This is a genomic window from Bradyrhizobium sp. SK17, assembly GCF_002831585.1.
In the GTDB taxonomy this organism is placed as follows: domain Bacteria; phylum Pseudomonadota; class Alphaproteobacteria; order Rhizobiales; family Xanthobacteraceae; genus Bradyrhizobium.
In genome coordinates, this window is record NZ_CP025113.1 from 2026684 (window position 1) to 2049025 (window position 22342).

The window sequence follows — 22342 nt, forward strand, 5'->3', positions numbered from 1 at the left end:
CCGGTGGCCCTCGGGAACTTTTGTGTTGAACGGACAACACAAATTCCTGACGCGCTGGTCGAGCGATATGCCAGTTAGACGGCCGTCACATTCCAGATATAAAGAACGCAGGTTCGCGGGCCGGAAGGCCAACCTGCACAGACATGCTGGCCGAATTTCACCCGTGGTCACTTTGGGCCGAAGCAAGGTTATGACGGCAGTGGGATCATATGGTGCACGGGCTGGCGCCGTGATCAGCGGTGACGCTCCGCGATCTTCCGCGACGTCGCGTCATCTGTTCGGGATTTGTGCCGCGCTGCTGATCGGCGGCATCTGCGCGGTTGCCGCGCAGCAGCGCGAGATTGTTGCCGCATCTGCGCCGATCGAGTTCAACATCCCCGCCCAGCAGTTGGCCAGCGCGTTGCAGGCCTATGGCGAGCGAACCGGCGTTCAGGTGCTTTATGAAAGCAACTCCGCAACCGGCCGGACGTCGACGTTGGTCGAGGGGAGCCTGACGCCCGAGGACGCATTGAATCTGCTTCTGAAGGGGTCCGACCTGAAGGTCCAGTATATTCGTCCGGATGCGATCACCCTTGCCTCGCGCAGTGCGCGTGTCGATCGTCCGCCGGCAAGCCCGCTCGCGACCGCGGACCTGTCGCTGGGCACGCTGCAGGTGCGGGCCACCAATGACGGCAGCGATACCGGTGCGCTGCGCGACTACAGCGAAAGCCTGCAGTTCGACATTCAGAAAGCGCTTCAGAAGAACATCGGGTCGCGCGGTGGCAGCTATCAGCTCGTCGTCGACCTGTGGATCGACGCGTCGCGCACGATCCAGCGCGCCCAGTTGTTCCGGCCGACCGGCGATCAGAACCGCGATGCAGCCGTGACTGCGGCGCTGCAAGGGCTGACCGTGAGCCGGGCCACACCCGCCAATGCGTCGCTGCCGGTGCGGATCGCGATCCGGGTGAAATCATTGCAATGAGCGCCAGCGACACCAGCGGACCCGACGGCGCGCGCGGCATCAGCCCGATGACGCGGATGTTTCGTCCCGATGATCCAGGCGCCTGGAGTTCGGGCGAGGTCCTGCGCCTGCTGCTGGCGCCGGCGATCGCGACGCTGCTGTTCGTCGGTGGAATCTACTGGATCCGGTTGCAGCCGCCGGCCGGGTCGGCCAGCCGCGAGCAGAGCTCGGTCGTACAGGTTCGGTTGCTGCCGAGCCCGTCGCCCGCGCCGATCCCGGTCGCACCCGTGTCGCAGCCGCAAACCGCGGCGCTCGCCAGCAGGACCGAGGTGTCGCCGGAGAACGCTGAACCGCCGCTGGACAATCTGACGGCGGCCTCGGGGCGAGAGCCGATGCCGGCGGAGCCGACCGTGCCGAGCTTCCATCCGACGCCATCGCCTGCCGACGCGCCGCCCAACAGCGTCACCGTGAAATACCAGCAAGCGCTGCTTCGTCATGTGGCGCGCTACCAGCGCTATCCCAGTGCGGCACGGCTGGGGCGGCTGCACGGGGCGGTCGAGACGCTGTTTTCCATGCAGCGCGACGGCACCCTGCTCGATGTCTGGGTCAAGACCAGTTCCGGAGAGGTCGTGCTCGACAAGGCGGCCGTTGATGCGATCCGGCGCGCGCAACCGCTGCCGTCGATCCCGTCGGCGCTGCCGGACCGGCTCAATATTCAGATCACCCTGGTGTTCGATCCGTCCTGATCCGGTCGCGCGCTACCGGGCCGGCTTCGTCGGCTCCGGACGCCGTTTCATTGTTTTTGGATGTGACCCCGACGCATCAGCTTCCGTGTCGTTCGGTGTCGACTTGTTACCGTCATAAATGTGTTGTGCCCGGCCGTTACGAGATTGGCCAGCTTCAAGAACAGTTCAATCTGGATATCGGGCTGGTGTCTGGGAGGCCGCGGAACGTGGCTGAAATCAATCGAATGCGGCTGCGGGGGCAGCTTGCTGACAATTATGACGGCCTCGTCAAGAAATTGACCCGCCGTCTGGGATCGTCGGACTTCGCCTACGAGGCCTTGCACGAGACGTTCCTCCGGTTGGAGCGTGTCACCGATACCGTGCCGATCCGCAGTCCCGCCGACTACATATTCCGTATCGCGATCAATATCGCCAAGGATCGCCAGAAAGCGCAGAATCTCCGCGTTAGCACCGCCGAAATCGACGCACTGCTCGACGTCAGTGACGAAGGACCGAGCCCGGCGAGAATCGTCGAGGCGCGCTCCGATATCGATGCTTTCAAGCGGGCCCTGGCCGAATTGCCGGCGCGGCCGCGCGACGTACTTTATAGTGTTGCGATCGAGGGACGATCGCCGCAGGATGTCGCGGCCCGTCTCGGCGTCAGCGTGAGAACGGTAGAAAGCGATTTGAAACTGGCCCTGAGCCATTGTGCTGATTGTCTCGACTATACTTTGATCCGTCGTCTTGGCGGTCCGCGTCCCCGTTCGTGATCGAAATTCGTGGCGGTCGCGACTGCCGTCATGCGCATCACAACGGGCCGTCCATTTCGCCGCGGACGATTGTTTCCGGCGGCCGCGGGCGATGACCTCAAATCAGGTGTGACAAGCTGCACGATTTTCTATCTTCGTTCTGCGGGATAGCTGGCTTCCAGTCGTCTATCGAATAGAGAGCCACCTCTGGAGGACCTTGGGGGGCCGGGAAAGGTTCGCTGGAAGTGTTGAGCCGCTTGATCGCAGGTCTGTATGCAATCGACCGGGCGCGCGATCGTCGCGCCGCGCTTTCGCGTGCGATGCGGCTCAAGCCGCGATTGCCGGATGTTTCTGCCTGCGTTGTGCGCAACGGCCGATTGCGGTGCCCGGCTGCCTCCGGAATCGTCTATACAGCGAGCTTCGCTATGGGCTCGGCGCGATCGGGAGGTTGGGGTTTGGCGAGCAGGGTGATGAGCAATCCGTCGTGACCGAGCCGCCTCGCACATCCGGGCCCGATCCATTGCTGGACGAGGCGCTTGACTGGGTCGTTCGGCTGAAGACCGGTTCGCCGACGCGTGCCGATGTCGACGCATTGCAGCGCTGGCGCGCGCAAAGCCCGGATCATGAGGAGGCGTTCAGGAGCGCAGCCCGGCTGTTCCGCAGCGTCGGCGCCGCGGCCAAGGAGCTTGCCGAGGAACAGGCCGCGACGGATGCCGTCGTGGCATTGCCGCAGCGGCGGTCACGGTTTTTGACACGCCGCATGGTGTTGGGCGGCGCGATTGCTGCCGCCGCCGGATACTTGATGATCCGGCCGCCTCTCGATATGTGGCCGTCGATCGAGGAACTCTCGGCCGACTACCGCACCGGAAAAGGCGAGCAGCGCAAGGTGATGCTGACGCCCGACATATCGGTCGAACTGAATACCCAGACCAGCCTTGCGCTGCGGCCCTCGCCGAACGAAACCCGGGTCGAGCTGATCTCGGGTGAGGCCTCGGTGATCGCCCGAAGGTCGTCGACGACGCCGCTGGTGATGCTGGCGCGCGACGGCCGTATCAGTGCGTTGCAGGCCGACTTCAACGCGCGCTGCCTCGACGGTGTCGTTTCGGTGACATGCCTCGACGGTATCGTCACCGTCGAGCAGGGCGGCCGGTCGGTACAGCTTCGCAAGGCCGAACAGGTCAGCTACTCGCCCGCCGGACTGCAAGCCTCGCTTCCGGTCGATGCCAAGCAGGTCGCCGCCTGGCAGACCGGATTGTTGATCTTCCGCGACCGGCCATTGGCAAGCGTCGTGGACGAAGTGAACCGGTACCGCGCCGGGAAGATCATCATTACCAATGCCGAGCTGAAGCGCCGGCTCGTCAACGGCACATTCCAGGTCGACAAGCTGGACAATTTCGTCGCCCAGGTCGAGCAACTGTTCGGCGCGCGCATCACGTCGCTGCCCGGCGGTGTGGTGCTGATGAGCTGAGCTGGAGCGTCTTCGCGCGAAGCGGATACCCGTTCGCATGAAGAAAATACGTCAAAGAAAGATCTGGGGTCTCGATCTCGTTTCAATCGAAACGGCGCTCCAATCGAACGAATCCGCGCCGCGCCGCTCGAACTCCTAACAAACAAAAAATTTCTTCCGCGATGCCGCAGAATCTTTTGCGGGTTTGCTCGCGCCCAGACGTCTTCTGAGTAAGGCGCCGCTATCGCGATCTTCCTGTCGCGATGGCGCGCGTCTGCACGAAGTAAGTGGGACGTCTGTGCGTAGTCGAAGAGATCATTTGTTTTTTGGGCGTCGTCAACGGCGCCGGGTCGGGTTCTACATGTCGGCCGCCGTGCTCTCCGTGGCTGGTTCTGTCGCGGCGGTCGTTCCGGCGCGCGCGGCGAAGGATTCCGCGGCGCCGGCCGCAGCGCCGGCGCCCGGGAAGCAGCCGGCCCAGGCGAATGCGCCGGCGCAAAAGCCGGCGGCGCCGTTGCAGCGCTTCGACATCGACGACTTCGCGGTGCAGGGCGCCGACAAGCTGCCCCAGGTCGAGATCGAGGAGGCGATCTATCCGTTCCTCGGTCCGGGCAAGACTTCGGAGGACGTCGAGAAGGCGCGCGCCGCGCTCGAGAAGGCGTATCACGACAAGGGCTACCAGACCGTCAGCGTCGCGGTCCCGCAGCAGAATGTCACCGGCGGTGTGGTCACCCTCAAGGTGACGGAGCTGAAGGTGGGGCGTCTGCGGGTCAAGAACTCGCGTTACTTCGACCTCGACCGGATCAAGGATAGCGCGCCTTCGCTGAAGGAAGGCACCGTTCCCAATTTCACCGATGTCACCAAGGACATCGTCTCGCTCAACCAGTGGCCCGATCGTCGTGTGACGCCGGCATTGCGTGCCGGCGTGGCGCCCGGCACCGTCGACGTCGATCTCAATGTCGAGGACAAGGCGCCGATCCACGCCAGCCTCGAAGTGAACAACCGGCAATCGCCGTCCACCACGGCGAGCCGCGTCTCGGCCACCGTCCACTACGACGATCTGTGGCAGCTCGGCCACTCCCTGAGTTTCACCTATCAGGTCGCGCCGGAGCGTCCGAGCGATGCCGAGGTGTTCTCCGGCTCGTATATGGCGCGCGTGCCCAACGCCGATTGGCTCAATTTGCTGTTCTACAGCGTGAAGTCGAACAGCAATGTCGCGACGATCGGCGGTACCAACGTGGTCGGTCCCGGCATGATCATCGGCGAACGGGCCGTGATCACGCTGCCGACCCGCGAGGGCCTGTTCCACACGCTGTCGGTCGGCATGGACTACAAACATTTCGACCAGACCGTGAAGCTCGGCACCGACGGCTTCTCGTCGCCGGTCACCTACTATCCTTTCGTCGCGACCTATGGTGCGACGTTCCAGAACGACAAGTTCACGACGCAGTTCAATGCCGGCATCACCTACAACATCCGGACGCTGAGCAGCCCGTGGGACGAGTTCGACGCCAAGCGCTACAAGGCGTCGCCGAGCTTCACCCATCTCAACCTCGACGTCTCGCATACCCAGGAACTGCCGGAAGGTTTCCAGCTCTACGGCAAGGTGCAGGGGCAGATCGCCGACGGTCCGCTGGTCTCGAGCGAGCAGTTCAGCCTCGGCGGTCTCGATACCGTGCGCGGCTATCTCGAATCCGAGGCGCTCGGCGACAACGGCGCGGTCGCCAACCTCGAACTGCGCACCCCCAATGTCGGCGGCATGCTGCAGAACGAGCTGAAGAGCGAGACCGGCGAGGGCAAGCCGCGTTTCACCACCTTCAACGACTGGCGTTTCTTCGCCTTCATGGACGGTGGCTATACGGCGATTCAGCAGCCGCTCGTGGGGCAGCAGTCGTCGTTCGTCGCATGGAGCTACGGCGTCGGCACGCGTTTCAAGACGCTCGAATATTTTAACGGCATGGTCGCGTTCTCGGTGCCGGGCGTTACTCAAGCATACACGCACGCCAACAGTCCGCGCGTGAACTTCCGAATCTGGGGTGAATTCTGATGGGGATGGGCTTCTCTTTCGAGCGGCGCGCGCTGCGCCGCGGCATCGCGAATATCGCGACGGCATTGTTGTTCGGGCTCGTCGCGCTGGTGACGTCGCTCGCACCGGCGAACGCCTGGTGGAACGACGAATGGTCGCTGCGCAAGAAGATCACGGTCGATGCCAGCGCGTCGGGCGCCAACGTCACCGATCCGATCGGCGCGACGCCGGTGCTGGTCCGGCTGCATGTCGGGAACTTCCGCTTCAGCTCAGCCAAGGACGACGGCAGCGATCTCCGCTTCGTCGCCGGCGACGACAAGACGCCGCTGAAGCATCACATCGAGAAGTTCGATTCGCTGCTTGGCGAGGGCCTGGTCTGGGTTGCGGTGCCGAACCTGGCGCCGGGTGCGCGGACAGATATCTGGCTCTATTACGGCAACAAGAAAGCGCTCGCGACCAGCGATCCCAAGGGGACCTACGACCCGGATACGCTGACGGTCTATCACTTCAACGAGCGCGGCACGCCGGCGATCGATTCCTCGGTCTGGGCCAACAACGCCCAGAGCGTCGGCCAGCCCGCGGACGGTTCGCTGATCGGCACCGGCTTGCGGCTCGATGGCCGTGCTCCGGTGACGATGCCGGCCTCGCCGTCGCTCGCATCGCCGGACGGCGCCGCGCTGACCTGGTCGGCCTGGATCAAGCCGTCCGCGCTGCAGCCCAATGCCGCGCTGTTCAGCCGGCGCGACGGCGCCAACGCGCTGGTGATCGGTGTCGACAACGGCAGCCCGTTCGTCGAGGTCACCAATGCGGGCTCGGTGCAGCGCTCCACCGCCGGTGCACCGGTGGCGGCCGGCAGCTGGCATCACGTCGCCGTGGTTGCGGCAAACGGCCAGGTCACGCTCTATCTGGACGGCGCATCCTATGCCGCGCTGAGCGCGAGCCTGCCAGCTCTCAATACTGTTGGCCTGATCGGAGGAGACTCGTCGACCTCCAGCGCTTCTCCGATCGCGCCTGCGACGGCCCCGTCCGCAGCAACACCGTCAGTGCCCCCTGATGCGTCGGCTGCGGACGGTGGCGCCGCGCCCGCGGCAACGCCGGATGCGGCGGCAACGCCGGCACCGGCGCCCGCTGCGGCGATGGCCGGTTTCGTCGGCGACATCGACGAGCTCGAGATCAGCAAGGTCGCGCGGCCGGTCGGCTTCATCAAGATCGCGGCGATCGCGCAGGGCCCCGACCAGGGCAAGCTGATGTCCTTCAGCGTCGACGAGGAGACCGCAAGCTGGTTGTCCGGCTACTTCGCGGTGATCCTGAAGTCGGTGACGCTCGACGGCTGGGTGGTGATCGGCATCCTCCTGATCATGGCCGTGATCAGCTGGGTGGTGATGATCGACAAGGCCTCGTATCTCAACAAGCAGGCCAAGGCGAATGCCCAGTTCATGAAGGGCTTCCGTGAGATCGCCGCCGATCTCACGATGTTGGATCGCGGCGATGCCGATGACGTCTCGACGCTCGGCGGACGCCTCACCGAGGCCGATGCCAAGATGATGCGCTCGTCCTCACTCTACCGCATCTATCACATCGGCGCGGCCGAGATCCGCCATCGCTTCAGCAACTCGCAGCGCGCGCCGGTGCTGTCGGCGGTTTCGATCGCGGCGATCCGCGCGGCGCTCGATAGCGGCGTCGTCAAGGAGATGCAGCGGCTCAACCGCCTGATGGTGGTGCTCACGATCGCGATCTCCGGCGGACCGTTCCTCGGCCTGCTCGGCACCGTGGTCGGCGTCATGATCACCTTCGCAGCGATCGCGGCGAGCGGCGACGTCAACGTCAATGCGATCGCGCCCGGCATCGCGGCGGCGCTGGTGGCGACCGTCGCCGGTCTCGGCGTCGCGATCCCGGCGCTGTTCGGCTACAACTACCTGATCTCCCGGATCAAGGACCTGACCAACGACATTCAGGTCTTCGTCGACGAGTTCGTGACCAAGATGGCGGAATTCTATTCCGCCGACCGGCCGGACCCGATCGAACACCGCATCGCCGCGGAGTAGTTGCGATGCAGATCCAGGCCGATTCAAAACCCTATGACGACATCAACATCACGCCGATGTTGGACCTCGCCTACGTGCTGCTGGTGATCTTCATCATCATGACGACGGCGACCGTGCAGGGACAGAAGGTCAACCTGCCGAAGGCCTCGGCGGCGCCGAGCCTTGCGACCCAGACCACCAAGGCGATCACGGTCGCCAACGACGGCAAGATCTTCCTCGACACCATTCCGGTGACGCTGCCCGAGCTCGAGCAGCGGCTGGTGCAGCAGAAGGCCCTGACGCCCGAATTCCCCGTGGTGCTGCGCGGCGACGCGCAGGCGCAGTACCAGAGCGTGATGGACGTGTTCGATCTGCTCAGCCGCATCGGCCTGAGCCAGGTCGGGCTCGCCACCAAGCCGCTCGTGAAGTGAGCCAGCCCGGAAGCGCCGCCATGATCACGCAGCCATCACCTTTCCCACTGACCGAGCGCAGGACGCTGCGGTCGTGGCTGAGCGACGTGATGCGATCATTCGATCCGGGTGGCGATGCCGCAGACCTGGAGCCCGTCGCGCCGGCGTCGCTTCCGGCCGGCTCCGGCGTCGGGTTGCCCAGCTCCGAACTCGGTGAGCAAACACGTGGCGAGGTGCTGCCGTTTCCCGTCCATGGCGAGGCCCTGCTGGTCAAGCTCGCGGACGTGCTGCGCCGGCATGTCGCCCGCCGGCAACCCGCCGACGATGTGTTGCTGCTGACGATCTCGCGATCTCCATGGGTCCGGCTCTCGATCGATGCGGCGGCCTATGTCGACTATCTGAGCGAGATCGGCACCTTTCAGGCCGCGATCGAGGCGGGCCCGGACACCAAGGTCATCCTGAAGACCACGGATTTCGACGCGCTCGCCAGCTTCGTCACCCAATACGTCAACGAGAAGCTGACCGACCGTGGCTCGACGGAGGCCGCGCCATGAATGCGCCGATGCGAGACCAGAATGCGCAGGCCGCGCGCGCCACGCCGGCCGCCGAAGATCACGTTGCCGCAGCAGCGGCAGCGCCGCCGCCGGTCCCGGTTCGCAAGGCTGCGGTACGGAAAAGCGAGCGCACCGCGCTGCTGCGTTACGGCGCGGTCGTGGTGGTTGCCGCGCTGTTCCTCAGCGGCATCATCTATTTCTTTCTCGGCCACGACGATATGCCGCCGCCGCGTCAGGTGCGCGATCTCACCATCGTCAATGTGACGCTGCCGCCGCCGCCTCCACCTCCGCCGCCGCCGCCGCAGCCCGAGCAGAAGATGATCGAGCAGCCCAAGATGGCGGAGCCCGAGTTCAAGGAAGAGAAGCCGGTCGACAAGCCGAAGGACGAGCCGGCCAAGGATGCCAAGAACGACGAGCCGCCCGGGCCGCTGTCGCTTGATGCGAAGCCGACCGGCCCCGGCGATTTGTTCAATCTCGGCGGCAAGCCCGGCGGCAGTCCGTATGGCGGTGGCGGCGGTGGGGGCAGCCGCTTTGGCTGGTACGCCACGATCATCACCTCGCAGATCGAGGCCGCGATCCGGGCCAATCCGAAGACGCGCAACATGGCGACGCAGATACAGGTGCGGCTCTGGGTCGACAGCTCCGGCCACATCTCCCGCGTCGTGCTGACGCCGTCGTCCGGCAATGCCGAGGTCGACGCGGCGTTGCGCAACGAGGTGATCGGCAGCCTGACGCTGCGCGAGCCGCCACCCAAGGACATGCCGATGCCGGTGGTCACGCGCGTCACCGCGCGCCGGCCGAGCTGACAAGACCGACCTACGAACGACCAACCTGCGAATTTCAAAGTGCGAGTGAGAACTGGGGGACTGATGTTTAAGAAACGAGCTCACGCAGAATGGCGCGCGTTGCCGCTTGCGGTGTCGCTGGGCGCGCTTGCCTGCGCAACGCCGGCCGTGGGCCAGACTGCGGATCAGGCGCCCGCCGCCGCAAAGCAGACCGATGCCAGGAAGCCGAAAGTGTCGAGCACCAAGCCGACATCGTCGAACGCCACCGTCAACCTCGTCAATCTGCTGGTCCAGCAGGGCGTCCTCAAGGAGGACCAGGCCCAGGCGCTGATCAAGCAGGCCGAGGACGAGGCCTATGTTTCCCGCCAGGCCGCCAAGGACGCCACCGCCAAGGCCGACGACGCCACCAAGGCCGCGACCGCGGCCGCCGCTGCGGCGCAGCCGCCCGGCACCCGGCACGTCACCTACGTTCCCGAAGTCGTCAAAAGACAGTTACGGGAAGAGATTAAGCAGGAGGTGATGGCCAAGGCACAGAAGGAAAACTGGGCGTCGCCCGGAACCTATCCGGAGTGGGCGCAGCGCATCCGCTTCTACGGCGATGCGCGCGTGCGCTATCAGGGCAACTATTTCCCCGGTGGCAACGACCAGGGCGGAGCCATCAACTTCAACGCCATCAATACCGGCTCGCCGTACGATCTTTCGCAGATCACGAACCCGTATGGTGCGCCCACCTATGACGCCACGCAGGATCGGAACCAGTTCCGGCTTCGCGGCCGGCTCGGCATGGAAGCGGACCTGCTGTACGGATTCACCGCGGGCTTGCGCATCGCGACCGGCGAAAACAACTCGCCGGTGTCGACCAACCAGACGTTTGGTACCGGCGGTGGCAACTTCTCGAAATATGGCGTCTGGCTCGACCGCGGCTACATCAACTGGCAGGGCTGGAATGGTGATCTGGCCTTGTCAGCGGGCCGCTTCGACAATCCGTTCTGGTCGCCGACCGATCTGGTCTGGTACCGCGAACTCGGCTTCGATGGTTTCGCCGTGCAGGCCAAGCACGAGGTGTGGGAAGGCTTCACGCCCTTCGCAGTGGGCGGTGCATTTCCGATCTACAACACCGATTTCAACGCCGGAATCAATCTGACGAATCCGCCAACCAAGTTCGCCAGCCACGACAAGTGGCTGTTCGGAGGTCAGGTCGGCTTCAATGCGCGGTTTAGTCCGGAATATACATTCCGGTTCGGCGTCGCCTACTACGACTTCGACAATGTGCAGGGGCAGCTTTCCAGTCCCTGCATCGTCGAGCTGTCGGGCGATGTCTGCAATACCGACCTGACCCGACCGTCGTTCGCGCAGAAGGGCAACAGCTACTTCGCGCTGCGCAACATCATTCCCGACCCGGTCGGAACCGGCAACAATGGCGGCCAGAACTTCAAGTATCAGTATTTCGGATTGGTCGGCCAGTATCGCCCGGTGGTGGTCAGCGCGCAGCTCGATCTCGGACAATTCCACCCGACCCACATCGTGCTCGACGGCGAGTACGTCAACAACACCGCGTTCAGCCGTTCCCTCATGAACGTTGCGGCGATCAACAACCGCGGGCCGAGTCCGGACGGCGGCACTACGCCAGGTGCGTTCAACGGCGGCAATCAGGGCTGGCTCGGCCGCGTCACCGTCGGCAACAAGGAGATCAAGCATCTCTGGGATTGGAACGTCCACGCCGGCTACAAATACCTGGAGTCCGACGCCACCATCGACGCATTTGCAGACTCCGACTTCGGCCTCGGCGGCACCAACCTCAAGGGCTATTTCGTCGGCGGCAATGTCGGTCTCGGCGAGAATGTCTGGGCGACCCTGCGCTGGATGAGCGCCAACAGCATCGCCGGTAACCCCTACGCCGTCGACGTCCTGCAAGTCGACCTCAACGCGAAGTTCTGACCATGCGCATCGCACTGATTGTCCTGACGATGTTGCTGGGAGCGTTGAGCTCCGGCACCGCCTTCGCCCAGTCCGAGACCGACCGCCTGCGCGACGCCCTGCGCAGCGCGACCGCGCAGACCCGCGCGCTGGAAGACCAGCGCACGGCCCTGCAAGCCAAGGTGGCCGACGCCGATCGCGAAAAGGCGGCGGCCAAGAAGGAGGTCGACGACCTCAAGGCCCAGCTCAAGAAGGCTGACAAGGAACACCGCGACGCGGTCGACGAGTTCAACCAACGGCTCGCCGAACGCGATGAGACGCTGGAGAAGTGGAAGTCGGCGTATGAGGAGGCGGCCACCGTCGCCCGCAGCAAGGACGCCGAGCGCGCCAAGTTCGAAGGTGAGGCGACCGCCTACAAGGCCAGCACCAAGAGCTGCATCGCCAAGAACACCCAGCTGGTCAAGGCCGGCAAGGAGATGGTGCAGCGCTACAAGGACCTGACGATCGGCGAGATCGTGGTCTCGCGCGAGCCGATGATTCAGCAGCGCCGGGTCGAGATCCAGAACCAGCTGCAGGAAAGCACCGACAAATTCCTCGATCAGAAGGTGAACCCATGACGACCGCTCTTCACATGAAGCCGCTCCGGTCGATCGGCCTGGCCGCTGCCGTTGCGGCCTTCGTCGTGCCGCTCGATGCGTCGGCGCAAGCGCAGGCTCCCGCGCCACGCACGGTACAGGCGCCCGTCAGGAAGCCGCAGCCCCAGCCCGCGGCCCAGGCGCAAGCCGCCGCCACGCCGGTCGCCCCGGTCGCGGCCACCCCGAAACCTGTCACCGCTCCCGAGAACGTCATCGCGCGGGTCGGCGACACCAATATCTCGGCCGACGACCTCCGCAGCTATGTCGCAGCGCTTGCCCCGCGCGAGCAGGCGGCGCTGGCCAAGGATCCGGCGATGCTCAGCCAGGCGGTCCGCCTGCTGCTTGCCAACCGCCTCGTGCTGCAGGAGGCGGTGGCGAAGAAATGGGATCAGCAGCCCAGCGTCGCGGCGCAGCTCGAGCGGGCCCGCGAGAGCGCGGTGGTTGAGCTCTATCTGCAATCGGTGTCGACGCCGCCGGCGAACTTCCCGAGCGAAGACGATCTGCAGAAGGTCTATGAGGCCAATCGCGCCGCATTCCTGATGCCGCGGCAATTCCAGTTGGCGCAGATCTTCATCGCTGCGCCGAAGGAAGGCGACAAGGCCGCCGAGGACAAGGCGAAGCAGGAGCTCGACGACGTGCAGCGCAAGCTGAGGGCGCCGGGAGCCGACTTCGCGGCGATCGCGCGCGGTGACAACAACGCCGCCAAGGACGCCGGCGACCTCGGCTGGGTCGCGGAAACCCAGATCCGTCCGGAGATCCGCAGCCAGGTGATGGGGCTCGCCAAGAACAGCGTGTCCGAGCCGATCAAGCTCGACGACGGCTGGCACATCATCAAGCTGATCGACACCAAGGCATCCTACACCCGCACCCTGCCGGAGGTGCGCGACCAGCTGGTGCAGCAGATCCGCTCCGAGCGCTCGACCATGATGCGACGCGCCTATCTTGGCGAGCTGCTGAAGCAGCATCCGCCTGTCCTCAACGAGCTGGCACTGTCGAGCCTGCTCGACGCGTCGAAGAAGTAAAGTGGAGACCAAGATGTCCGATATCATTACCAGGCTCACGATCGAAGAGCTGCGCGACAGCTTCCAGAACGTCGGCTATCGCGTCGAAACGCTGACCGATCCGGTCGCCAACACGACCTATCTGCGTTCGGCGACGGCGGGGCTGGGCTTCGAGATCCGGCCGGGCAACCAGCTGATCGGCGAGGAACAGGGCTTTGTCGACGCGACGCTGGTCACCACGCTCCAGGTGCAGGGTGAACTGCCGCTCGACCTCGTCAATCGCTGGAACGCGACGCGGCGGTTCGGCCGGTTGCAGCTCAGCCACCCGTTCCTGGTGTTCTGCCTCGATGTCTCGGTCGCCGGCGGCGTGGCGCCGAACTTCGTGCGGGCGCAGATCGAGATCTGGGACCGGCTGGTACAGGAGCTGATCGCCTATCTGCGCGAGGAGCTGCCGAAGCTCGCTGCCCGCAACGGCGCGGCCGCCGCTGCCCCGCAGCCCGCCGCACCGGCGCAGCAGCCGGCACGCGAGCACGCCTCGGAGGCGGGAGCCGTTCCCACCATCCAGTAAGTCGTGACGGCGCGACGACCAGGACCGCAAGCAACCCATGAATGACGCTGCCTCCTCGATGAAGGCGAGCTGCTTCGGCCGATGGCGGAAGCAGCTCGATCCTGCTCGTCGCCGAGGCAGCTTCATCGCAGCGGGCTGTCTCGCGCTTGCGCTTGGCCTGGCGCAGACCGCCCGAGCGGAGGAAGCGGCGCCGGCGTTCAGCACGCGCTTCGCCGCCGTCGACCAGGGAGAGCCTGCTGCCGACGCCGCGGCAAAGCCGCCGGCCGAGGCGGCAACGAAGCCGTCCGCAGCGGCAAAGGATGCTGCCAAGGATGCTGCGAAGGATGCCGGCGGGAAGAACCTGCCGCCACCGCCCGTGAGCCAGCCCGCGGTTTCGGATGCGCGCATGCGCTATCGCGCGCTGATCGAAAAGGAGGCAGCCGGGACCGGGCTCGCGCCTGAGATCGCCGAGGCCGTGATGGGGGTGGAGAGCGGCTACAATCCCGACGTGATCGGTGGCGTCGGCGAAATCGGGCTGATGCAGTTGTTGCCGTCGACCGCGCGCATGCTCGGCTTCTCCGGCTCGCTTGCCGAGCTTGCGATTCCCGAGAACAACATTCACTTCGGTGTCATGTATCTGGCGCGGGCGTGGCGCCTTGCCGGCGGCGACCTCTGCACCGCGGTCATGAAATACCGCGCGGGTCATGGCGAGATCCGCTTCTCCTATCTGTCGGTGAATTATTGCGTCGCGGTGCGCGCCCGGCTGTTTGCCCGCGGTTTCCGGGTCACCGGAACCGTGCCGGTCGCGACCTTCGGTGAGCCCGGGCGCAGCGGTGGCGGTGGAGGAGGCGGCGGATGCGGCCGCAAATGCCTCGGCGGTGGTGGACGCATCGGGCGTGTCGATCTCGTTGCGCTCAACACCCGGCTGAACGCGCTTGTGATCCAGGCCCGGGGAGGCAAATAGCAAGCGGTCCATCGCCGCAATCGATGTCGTTGCCTTGATATCCTCCCTCGACTTCCTATCGTTTGAAACAGCTCTGGTTCTGCAAGGAGCAGTACCGATGAAAGCATTGATGTTGGCGATCACGATGGCCGGGTTGTCGGCGATGCCGGCGCTGGCGCAGACGCCGCAACCTCAGCACACGCCGTTGCCGGAAATCATCGTCGGCGCGCCGCCACCCACGGTCAATCTCAACCGCGACACCGGCGGCAGCAGCGGTCGGGCTGCGGCAAGAGGTAGCGGCAGCGGGCCCGGTGAGCGCTGCGGCGATGCGGCCTCGCTTGGCTGCATCAACGAGCGGCTCAGGAAGCAGGTCGATCAGGTCAATCCGCCGGTAACCAACACGCCGCCGTTCGACGCGAAGTCGCAGGACCTCAAGGTCGGCGTGGTCAATATCCCGGCGGTGCAGCAGCAATATGGCCGCAACTTCGGGGTCTCGGCGTTTCCCTATCGCCCGCCGACGCCGGTTTACACGCATCGATGATGGGTAAGATGGCGTTGATTGTCCGAGCGATCGAGATGCCGTCACATTTCTGACGATGGGCACGTGGGAAAATAGCGAAACTAACGGCTTGCTGATTCGATGCGAAAATCCGACGTGACGTGCCCCCATTGCCAGGCCGGCTATCGCCGGATCGAACTGACGTCGAAGGGCGGCGTCGCGGGCGAGTTTCGATGCCTGGTGTGTGACAACATCATCGAGCTGATGGATGGCTCGACCGATGTAGCCTTCCGGCTGACCGTGCAGCCGGGCAAGACGTCCTACGCTTACTGACGTCCTGGGCGACCTGCTCGTCGGTGTCTGCGATCATTCGCCGCGGATGTCGCTCGGTGCCTTGTTGGTCCAGCGATGAAACGCGCGCCTGAAATTGGCGGCATCGCTGAAGCCGAGGGCCAATGCGATATCCTCGTTGGCGAGCGCGGTGTTGCGGAGATATTTCAGCGCGATCTGGGTTCGCAGCTCGTCATGCAGCCCGCGAAACGAGAAGCCCTGCTGGCGAAGCTGGCGCCGTAGTGACCGGTCGTTCACGCCGAGCATTTTCGCGATCGCCTCGAAGGTCGGAGGATTGGCGATGTCGCCGAGCAGGATGGCACGAATCCGTCCGGCAACGCCGGTCCGCAATTTCAGGTCTCCGAGCAGGTCGTCGCAGAGCGCCACGATGGTCGGATAGGTCGTCTTGTTGCCGAGATCCGCGCTCCGATCCAGCCATTGCGCCTTGAAGACGATCTGGTTGGCCGGCCGATCGAAGCGCACCGGGCATCCGACATGATCGAGCGGAAGATCGAAGTCCGGCGCCTGCGGATAGGCGAGCGTGATCTCGCTGGGGGCGAAGCCCGGTCCCATGATGTCGCGCATCAGCGAGATGTGGATGCCGATCTGCATCTCGGCGACGAAACGATAGAGCGCGGAATCGGCAAGCGCGTGCAAGTTAGGCTCGATGGTCCATCGCGCATGGGCCTTGTCCTCGCTGAAGTCGATGGCGGCGAGCGGCGCAGCGAGCGCGTGGTAGCGCATCGCAAATTCCATCGCCTTGCGGAAGTCTGGGCAGCACAGCAGCGCATAGCCGTACATTCCGTATGTCGAGATGTGGATCGACGCGCCGATGCGATAGGGCAGATGACGGTCGGTCGACAGCCGCAACGCGTTCTGACAGACGGTCATCAGCTGGGTCAGCGAAATCCGCGCCTGCGGTGAATGGACGTCGGCCAGCGGAATGTTCGTGCCGCGCAGGATGGCTTCGGCCGCGACGCCGGTACCGGCAAGCATGTCGAAGACCGCGCCAAGCTTGGTCGCCTCATACACCTTATCGCTGCTGCCGACGGTCAGGATATCGTTGCGGGAGCCCGCAGGCTTCTTCAGTCGCATGGTCGGTTGCAAAGTGAAGCAGCCTTTCCTTCTGTCCGGAAGCAATCGCCTACTCCTTGGAACATAGCCGGTTCGTGCCACAACCCAAGGCTTATCAATGGGTCATCCATGTTGCGCAGCAGCAAAGAGGAGCAGGTGAGGAGACCCGTTCGGCAGGTGGCTGTTGCCGTTCGCCGAGAGCAAGCCTGTCCAGTTCAGACCCGTTCGATGTCCGTTTCGGACCTTCACAAATCTCGGGCGTCACGCGACGCTTGGGCATAATGTCACGCGGTATGACCGTCGCGACGCGAGACGGCAGACCAGACGATCCGCTCGTTCAAGAAACGCGGACGTTGCGACGGCCGGAGGAAACGAAAGTCGAGGGAGGGCTTCCATGGTTGGGAGACTGATTCAGACTGCCAAATCCGCCTATCAATATCCGCTCATCTTCAAGCAGCTCTGGCACACGCCGCGTGTGCAGGCGCCGGACCAGGAGATCGTCTACCGCGATCTCAAGCGCTTCACCTACCGCCAGACCAGGGAGCGGATCGGACGCCTGGCGTCCGCGCTCAGCAAGGCCGGCGTCGAGCCCGGCGACACCGTCGGCGTGCTCGAATGGGACAGCCATCGCTTTCTGGAGGCGTTCTTCGCGATCCCGATGATGGCGGCGGTGTTGCAGACGGTGAACGTCCGCCTGTCGCCCGAGCAGATCGCCTACACGATCAATCACGCCGGGGCGTCGACGCTGCTCGTCAACGACGAATTCGTCGGACTGCTCGAAGGCATGAAGGGACAGCTCCCGAATGTGAAGCGGATGATCGTGATGTCGGACCGGCCGACGCCGCAGATCGGCAGCCTGTCCTTCATCGGCGAATATGAAAGCCTGCTCGCCGCGGCCTCGCCGGATTACGACTTCCCGGATTTCGACGAGAACACCCAGGCCACCACCTTCTACACCACCGGCACGACCGGATTGCCCAAGGGGGTCTATTACAGCCATCGCCAGCTGGTGCTGCACTCGATCGCGGGACTGGCGCTGTTCGGTATGGCGGGCTCGCAAGGCCGCTTCTCGCGCGACGACGTCTACATGCCGATCACGCCGATGTTCCACGTCCACGCCTGGGGCTTTCCCTGGTCGGCGACGCTGGCCGGTACCAAGCAGGTCTATCCCGGCCGCTACGAGCCGGCGATGCTGGTCAAGCTGATCAAGAGCGAGGGCGTCACCTTTACCCACGGCGTGCCGACCATCTTGCAGATGCTGCTCAACGCAGCCGCCGCGGCCAAGGTCGATCTGCACGGGTTGAAGATGGTGATCGGCGGCTCGGCGCTGCCGAAGGCGCTGGCCAAGCAGGCGCTCGCCGCCGGCATCGACATCTTCGCGGGTTATGGCATGTCGGAGACCGGGCCGCTCGCCGCGGTATCGCACGTCAGCTCCAGGGACCTCAGCGGCGATCCCGACGGCGAGGTCGAATTTCGCACCCGCGCCGGCATCGCCGGGCCGCTGGTCGATCTGCGCATCGTCGATCCCGACATGAAGGACATCCCGCATGACGGCAAGTCCGCCGGCGAGATCGTGATTCGCGCGCCCTGGCTCACCCAGGGCTATTACAATAATCCCGAGGGCTCGGAGCAGCTCTGGGCCGGCGGCTATCTGCACACCAGCGATATCGCGGTCATCAGTCCGGGCGGCCACGTCCATATCACCGACCGGATCAAGGACGTGATCAAGACCGGCGGCGAATGGGTGTCCTCGCTACAGATCGAGGACCTGATCTCGCAATGCGCCGGTGTGGCGGAAGCCGCCGTGATCGGCGTCAAGGACGACAAATGGGGCGAGCGGCCGCTCGCGCTCGTGGTCAAGAAGCCGTCCGGCGCCGACGGCCTCACCGACGCTGCGATCAAGGATCATCTCAAGCAGTTCGCCGACCAGGGCGTGATCTCGAAATACGGCATCCCCGGGACCATCCTGTTCATCGACAGCATTCCCAAGACCAGCGTCGGAAAGATCAACAAGAAGGAGCTGCGCGAGCAATACGGCGACATGTGACGGCGCGCGCAAGCCCGAGAAAAAATCAAGGAGGACGACAGGATGAGCAGCCTCACAATGGCCGACCTGGGTACGCATGTCGGACGCGAGCTCGGGGTTTCCGACTGGGTCGTGATCGACCAGCAGCGCATCGACACCTTTGCGTCCTGCACCGGCGATCACCAGTGGATTCATGTCGACGTCGAGCGGGCCAAGCGCGAGAGCCCGTTCCGCGGTCCGATCGCGCATGGCTATCTGACGCTCGCGATGGTGGCGCCGCTCGCGATGGAGGTCGGCATCATCCCGCGTGATGCCGCCGCTGGATTGAATTACGGCATCGACAAGGTCCGTTTCCTCGCGCCGGTGCCGGTCGGTGCGCGGGTGAGGCTGCGCGTGACGCTCGCAGGGGTGGAGCCGAAGGAAGCCGGCCAGCTGATCATGAAGACCCAGAACACGCTGGAGGTCGAGGGATCCGAGAAGCCAGCCCTGATCGCCGAAACGCTGGCGCTCCTGATTCCTGCCAAGGTTGTTGCCAAGGGAGCATGACAGTCATGGCTACGGACAATCGGACTCCTGAACCGACGGCCGACCTCTCCGAGGCCGCATCGCGAAACACGCTGGCGCTCAATCCGCTGGTCGGGATCCGCGGCCAGGACCTCGTCGACAGCGCGAGCATCCTGTTCAAGGCCGTGATCAACGAACCCAAGGTCGCAACCGAGCAATGGCTGTCCTTTGTCAGCGAGATGGGCTCGATACTTGCCGGAAAATCCGAGCGAGCGCCGAAGCCGGGCGACCGGCGGTTCGCGGACCCGGCCTGGAAGGAGAGCTCGCTGCATAGCGGGCTGCTCAAGGCCTATCTGGCGTGGGGTGAGACGGTCAATGGCCTGGTCGACAAGACGAGCCTCAGCGATATCGACAAGCAGCGCGCGCACCTGATCACGGAGATCCTGATCGACGCGGTGGCGCCGACCAACACGATGTTCACCAATCCGGCGGCGGTACGCAAATTCCTCGATACCGGCGGGCAAAGCCTGTGGAGCGGGCTGAAGAACTATTTCGACGATCTCGCGCGCAATCGCGGCATGCCGTCGATGGTGGACACGACCGCGTTCAAGGTCGGCGAGAACCTGGCGACGACGCCGGGCGCGGTGATCTTCCGCAACGAGTTGCTGGAGCTGATCCAGTATACCCCGACGACGCCGACAGTCAGGAAGCGGCCGCTCGTGATCACGCCGCCGCAGATCAACAAGTACTACGCGCTCGATCTGTCGCCGGACAAGAGCATGATCCGCTTCCTGCTCGAAAGCGGCATCCAGACCTTCGCGGTGAGCTGGCGCAATCCGACCGCAGCCAATCGCGATTGGGGGCTCGACACCTATGTCGCGGCGCTCGACGAGGCGGTCGATGCCGCGCGCGAGATCACCGGCAGCGAGGACATCTCGATGATGGGCTCCTGCTCCGGCGGCATCACGTCGACGGCCTATTTCGCGACGCTCGGCAGCACGGCCGAGAAGAAGATCAGGAATCTCGTGCTGGCGGTCTGCCTGCTCGATCCCAATGCGGCCGAGGAGACGACGCTCGGCTGCCTGATGACACCCGAGACCATGCGCCTGGCGAAGGAATCCTCCAAGCTGCGCGGCATCGTCGACGGCCACGATCTGGCGCGGATGTTCGCCTGGATGCGGCCGAACGACCTGATCTGGAATTACTGGGTCAACAACTATCTGCTCGGCAACCAGCCGCCGGCCTTCGACATCCTGTATTGGAACGCCGACACGACCCGCCTGCCGGCGGCGCTGCATGGCGACTACCTCGATCTCTACTTCACCAACCCGTTCCTGAACCCCGGCAAGCTGACGCTCAACGACAAGACCATCGACATGAGCAAGGTCAAGGCCGACAGCTATGTCGTGGCCGGCGTCACCGATCACATCACGCCGTGGAAGGGTGTCTACAAGACTGCGCAGATCATGGGCGAAGGCACCACCTTCGTGCTGTCGAACAGTGGGCATCTCCAGAGCCTGCTCAACCCGCCGAGCAATCCGAAGGCCTCCTTCATGATCGGCCCGGTCGGCGCGGGCAAGCCCGACGACTTCATGGCCACGGCCGAGAAGCGCAAGGGAAGCTGGTGGCTCGACTGGCGCGACTGGCTGTACGCGCGCTCGGGCGACGAAGTGCCGCCGCCTGCGACGCTCGGCAGTGCGCGCCATCCGAGCCTCGGCCCGGCTCCGGGGACCTACGTCTTTGACTGAGGACCTCACCAGCGCCGACAACGCCGAGCCCGCTGCTGCCGCCATGCGCGGCGCGATCGAGGCGCGGCAGATCACGATCGACGGTCAGCCGCTTCAGGTCGCGATCCGGCATGGCGACGGCAAGGGGCCGCCGCTCCTGCTGTTCAACGGGATCGGCGCCAATTGGGAGCTGGCAAGGCCGTTCCTCGAAGCGCTCACTGGCACCACCGCCATCATCTTCGACGTGCCCGGCGTCGGCGGATCGCCGAAGCCGGCGTGGCCGTATCGCCCGTCGACGCTGGCGCGGCTTGCCGCGGAACTCGCCGCCGAGCTGGGTTACGCCGAGATCGACGTCGCCGGCGTGTCCTGGGGCGGCGGCATCGCGCAGCAATTCGCGCATCAATTCCCGAAGCGCTGCCGCCGGCTGGTGCTGGCGGCGACCGCACCTGGTTTCACCATGGTGCCCGCGAGCCCCTCGGTGCTGTGGAAGATGGCGACGCCGCGCCGCTACACCGACAAGGGCTATATGAAGAGCATCGCCGCCGACATCTATGGCGGAGCGTTTCGCGACGATCCGTCATTGATCGGCCGGCATGCGGCTGCGATGCACGGCGCGCGCAGCCTCGGTTACTTCTATCAGTTGCTGGCGATGACCGGCTGGACCAGCCTGCCGTGGCTATGGTCGCTGCCGCAGCCGACGCTGATCCTGATGGGCAGCGACGACCCGTTGGTGCCGCCGATCAACGGTCACATCATGGCCAGCCTGATCCCGAACGCCGAGCTGCACATGATCGACGACGGGCATCTGTTCATGGTGACGCGGCCGGCGGAAACCGCTCGCCTGATCGAGGCGTTTCTCGCCGACGAAGGCCGCGAGGTCGTGCCGGCATCGCTGCTTGCACGCACCACCAGCTACCTGAGGGATCTCGTTCCAACATCCGGAGACGGACGCCAGAAGTCGTAACCACAGGGAGGACATCATGACGGATAACAGCTCATACATCGATATGCTGCGGAAGTTCGGCAGTGATCTCGGCTTGCCGAAGCTGAACGTGGACGAATTGCTGCAGACCCAGAAGAAGAATCTCGAGGCGCTCGGCCAGAGCGCGAAAGTAGCGGCGCAAGGCGCGCAGACCGTGGCGCAGAAGCAGCGTGAGGTGATGGAGGCCGGCTTGCGCGAGGCCGCGACGCTGGCGCGCGAATACAAGCCGCTCGGCAAGGTCCATGAGAACCTCGCCTTGCAGACCGAGTTCGCGCGCAAGGTGTTCGATATCGCCGTGAAGGGCGCCCAGGACAGCGCGTCGACCGCGCGACAGTCGACCACGGATGCGGTCAAGATCATCCAGGACCGCATGAAGGAAAGCTTCGAGGAACTTCGCGCCAGCGCGCGTCCGAACAAGTCGGCTTGAGACCGTCCGCCCGGACGCCACAGCGACGAAGCAATCCATCAATTCGCGCGGACGACAACGATGGATTGTTTCG

The 22342-nt window shown here is 64.7% G+C and carries 22 protein-coding genes; 21 read left to right on the forward strand and 1 reads right to left on the reverse strand.

The features are described from left to right. The first annotated feature begins 229 nt into the window (after window positions 1-229). The 16 genes from CWS35_RS09490 to CWS35_RS09565 all read left to right on the forward strand — a co-directional run bounded on the left by CWS35_RS09490 (window position 230) and on the right by CWS35_RS09565 (window position 15532). The gene (locus tag CWS35_RS09490; protein ID WP_100951748.1) at window positions 230-961 is read left to right on the forward strand and encodes an STN domain-containing protein; all 732 of its coding nucleotides are present in this window, start codon (window positions 230-232) and stop codon (window positions 959-961) included. Next, on the forward strand, window positions 958-1686 hold the full coding sequence (locus CWS35_RS09495; protein ID WP_100951749.1) for an energy transducer TonB: 729 nt from the start codon (window positions 958-960) through the stop codon (window positions 1684-1686). The genes CWS35_RS09490 and CWS35_RS09495 overlap by 4 nt, the downstream gene beginning before the upstream one ends. A gap of 206 nt (window positions 1687-1892) precedes the next feature. Beyond that, window positions 1893-2435: an RNA polymerase sigma factor gene (locus CWS35_RS09500; protein ID WP_024578841.1), complete on the forward strand. Its 543-nt coding sequence runs from the start codon at window positions 1893-1895 to the stop codon at window positions 2433-2435. Window positions 2436-2898: 463 nt separating this feature from the next. Beyond that, window positions 2899-3882, forward strand: coding sequence for a DUF4880 domain-containing protein (locus CWS35_RS09505; protein WP_100956184.1), 984 nt, complete (start codon window positions 2899-2901; stop codon window positions 3880-3882). A 340-nt stretch (window positions 3883-4222) separates the two neighbouring features. Beyond that, complete coding sequence (locus tag CWS35_RS09510) at window positions 4223-5905, forward strand: ShlB/FhaC/HecB family hemolysin secretion/activation protein (protein WP_024578843.1); 1683 nt, start codon at window positions 4223-4225, stop codon at window positions 5903-5905. Between the two features lie 5 nt (window positions 5906-5910). Next, window positions 5911-7929: a DUF2341 domain-containing protein gene (locus CWS35_RS09515; protein ID WP_245439033.1), complete on the forward strand. Its 2019-nt coding sequence runs from the start codon at window positions 5911-5913 to the stop codon at window positions 7927-7929. 5 nt (window positions 7930-7934) lie between these two features. Then, window positions 7935-8339, forward strand: a complete 405-nt coding sequence (locus tag CWS35_RS09520; protein WP_024578845.1) for a biopolymer transporter ExbD — start codon at window positions 7935-7937, stop codon at window positions 8337-8339. Between the two features lie 20 nt (window positions 8340-8359). Next, window positions 8360-8872 carry a hypothetical protein gene (locus tag CWS35_RS09525; RefSeq protein WP_024578846.1) on the forward strand — a complete coding sequence of 171 codons (513 nt, stop codon included), beginning with the start codon at window positions 8360-8362 and terminating at the stop codon, window positions 8870-8872. Next, on the forward strand, window positions 8869-9678 hold the full coding sequence (locus CWS35_RS09530) for a TonB C-terminal domain-containing protein (RefSeq protein ID WP_245438926.1): 810 nt from the start codon (window positions 8869-8871) through the stop codon (window positions 9676-9678). Before CWS35_RS09525 ends, CWS35_RS09530 begins: the two co-directional genes overlap by 4 nt. Before the next feature lie 63 nt (window positions 9679-9741). Continuing rightward, a complete protein-coding gene (locus CWS35_RS09535) occupies window positions 9742-11595 on the forward strand; it encodes a putative porin (RefSeq protein WP_024578848.1) in 1854 nt (617 codons plus the stop codon). Window positions 11596-11597: 2 nt separating this feature from the next. Next, a complete protein-coding gene (locus CWS35_RS09540) occupies window positions 11598-12191 on the forward strand; it encodes a hypothetical protein (RefSeq protein WP_024578849.1) in 594 nt (197 codons plus the stop codon). Further along, on the forward strand, window positions 12188-13231 hold the full coding sequence (locus tag CWS35_RS09545; protein WP_024578850.1) for a peptidylprolyl isomerase: 1044 nt from the start codon (window positions 12188-12190) through the stop codon (window positions 13229-13231). Before CWS35_RS09540 ends, CWS35_RS09545 begins: the two co-directional genes overlap by 4 nt. 13 nt (window positions 13232-13244) lie before the next feature. After that, window positions 13245-13778 carry a YbjN domain-containing protein gene (locus CWS35_RS09550; RefSeq protein WP_024578851.1) on the forward strand — a complete coding sequence of 178 codons (534 nt, stop codon included), beginning with the start codon at window positions 13245-13247 and terminating at the stop codon, window positions 13776-13778. A 37-nt stretch (window positions 13779-13815) separates the two neighbouring features. Then, window positions 13816-14721, forward strand: coding sequence for a lytic transglycosylase domain-containing protein (locus tag CWS35_RS09555; protein WP_371682841.1), 906 nt, complete (start codon window positions 13816-13818; stop codon window positions 14719-14721). A gap of 97 nt (window positions 14722-14818) precedes the next feature. Then, window positions 14819-15241 carry a hypothetical protein gene (locus CWS35_RS40045; protein WP_245438927.1) on the forward strand — a complete coding sequence of 141 codons (423 nt, stop codon included), beginning with the start codon at window positions 14819-14821 and terminating at the stop codon, window positions 15239-15241. A 114-nt stretch (window positions 15242-15355) separates the two neighbouring features. After that, window positions 15356-15532 carry a hypothetical protein gene (locus tag CWS35_RS09565; RefSeq protein WP_311538750.1) on the forward strand — a complete coding sequence of 59 codons (177 nt, stop codon included), beginning with the start codon at window positions 15356-15358 and terminating at the stop codon, window positions 15530-15532. A 33-nt stretch (window positions 15533-15565) separates the two neighbouring features. Here the strand turns inward: CWS35_RS09565 and CWS35_RS09570 are convergent, their stop codons facing one another. Continuing rightward, window positions 15566-16624: an AraC family transcriptional regulator gene (locus tag CWS35_RS09570; protein ID WP_157817103.1), complete on the reverse strand. Its 1059-nt coding sequence runs from the start codon at window positions 16622-16624 to the stop codon at window positions 15566-15568. A 373-nt stretch (window positions 16625-16997) separates the two neighbouring features. Between CWS35_RS09570 and CWS35_RS09575 the strand changes: the two genes are divergently transcribed. The 5 genes from CWS35_RS09575 to CWS35_RS09595 are packed head-to-tail and all read left to right on the forward strand — an operon-like array spanning window position 16998 to window position 22269. Continuing rightward, complete coding sequence (locus CWS35_RS09575) at window positions 16998-18650, forward strand: fatty acid--CoA ligase (RefSeq protein WP_100951752.1); 1653 nt, start codon at window positions 16998-17000, stop codon at window positions 18648-18650. A gap of 42 nt (window positions 18651-18692) precedes the next feature. Then, window positions 18693-19175, forward strand: coding sequence for a MaoC family dehydratase (locus CWS35_RS09580; protein WP_024578857.1), 483 nt, complete (start codon window positions 18693-18695; stop codon window positions 19173-19175). A 5-nt stretch (window positions 19176-19180) separates the two neighbouring features. Then, on the forward strand, window positions 19181-20881 hold the full coding sequence (locus CWS35_RS09585) for an alpha/beta fold hydrolase (RefSeq protein ID WP_100951753.1): 1701 nt from the start codon (window positions 19181-19183) through the stop codon (window positions 20879-20881). Next, window positions 20874-21824 (forward strand): poly(3-hydroxyalkanoate) depolymerase, encoded by a 951-nt coding sequence (gene phaZ / locus CWS35_RS09590; protein WP_245438928.1) that lies wholly within the window; start codon window positions 20874-20876, stop codon window positions 21822-21824. The genes CWS35_RS09585 and phaZ overlap by 8 nt, the downstream gene beginning before the upstream one ends. Window positions 21825-21840: 16 nt before the next feature. Then, a complete protein-coding gene (locus tag CWS35_RS09595; RefSeq protein WP_024578860.1) occupies window positions 21841-22269 on the forward strand; it encodes a phasin family protein in 429 nt (142 codons plus the stop codon). Window positions 22270-22342: the final 73 nt, after the last annotated feature.

Excerpts from the sequence above, each read along its gene's own strand:
- CWS35_RS09495 (WP_100951749.1), top strand. The coding sequence starts at position 958 with ATGAGCGCCAGCGACACCAGCGGACCCGACGGCGCGCGCGGCATCAGC.
- CWS35_RS09510 (WP_024578843.1), top strand. The coding sequence starts at position 4,223 with ATGTCGGCCGCCGTGCTCTCCGTGGCTGGTTCTGTCGCGGCGGTCGTT.
- CWS35_RS09515 (WP_245439033.1), top strand. The coding sequence starts at position 5,911 with ATGGGCTTCTCTTTCGAGCGGCGCGCGCTGCGCCGCGGCATCGCGAAT.
- CWS35_RS09520 (WP_024578845.1), top strand. The coding sequence starts at position 7,935 with ATGCAGATCCAGGCCGATTCAAAACCCTATGACGACATCAACATCACG.
- CWS35_RS09525 (WP_024578846.1), top strand. The coding sequence starts at position 8,360 with ATGATCACGCAGCCATCACCTTTCCCACTGACCGAGCGCAGGACGCTG.
- CWS35_RS09530 (WP_245438926.1), top strand. The coding sequence starts at position 8,869 with ATGAATGCGCCGATGCGAGACCAGAATGCGCAGGCCGCGCGCGCCACG.
- CWS35_RS09535 (WP_024578848.1), top strand. The coding sequence starts at position 9,742 with ATGTTTAAGAAACGAGCTCACGCAGAATGGCGCGCGTTGCCGCTTGCG.
- CWS35_RS09540 (WP_024578849.1), top strand. The coding sequence starts at position 11,598 with ATGCGCATCGCACTGATTGTCCTGACGATGTTGCTGGGAGCGTTGAGC.
- CWS35_RS09545 (WP_024578850.1), top strand. The coding sequence starts at position 12,188 with ATGACGACCGCTCTTCACATGAAGCCGCTCCGGTCGATCGGCCTGGCC.
- CWS35_RS09550 (WP_024578851.1), top strand. The coding sequence starts at position 13,245 with ATGTCCGATATCATTACCAGGCTCACGATCGAAGAGCTGCGCGACAGC.
- CWS35_RS09555 (WP_371682841.1), top strand. The coding sequence starts at position 13,816 with ATGAATGACGCTGCCTCCTCGATGAAGGCGAGCTGCTTCGGCCGATGG.
- CWS35_RS40045 (WP_245438927.1), top strand. The coding sequence starts at position 14,819 with ATGAAAGCATTGATGTTGGCGATCACGATGGCCGGGTTGTCGGCGATG.
- CWS35_RS09570 (WP_157817103.1), bottom strand. The coding sequence starts at position 16,624 with ATGCGACTGAAGAAGCCTGCGGGCTCCCGCAACGATATCCTGACCGTC.
- CWS35_RS09575 (WP_100951752.1), top strand. The coding sequence starts at position 16,998 with ATGGTTGGGAGACTGATTCAGACTGCCAAATCCGCCTATCAATATCCG.
- CWS35_RS09580 (WP_024578857.1), top strand. The coding sequence starts at position 18,693 with ATGAGCAGCCTCACAATGGCCGACCTGGGTACGCATGTCGGACGCGAG.
- CWS35_RS09585 (WP_100951753.1), top strand. The coding sequence starts at position 19,181 with ATGGCTACGGACAATCGGACTCCTGAACCGACGGCCGACCTCTCCGAG.
- CWS35_RS09595 (WP_024578860.1), top strand. The coding sequence starts at position 21,841 with ATGACGGATAACAGCTCATACATCGATATGCTGCGGAAGTTCGGCAGT.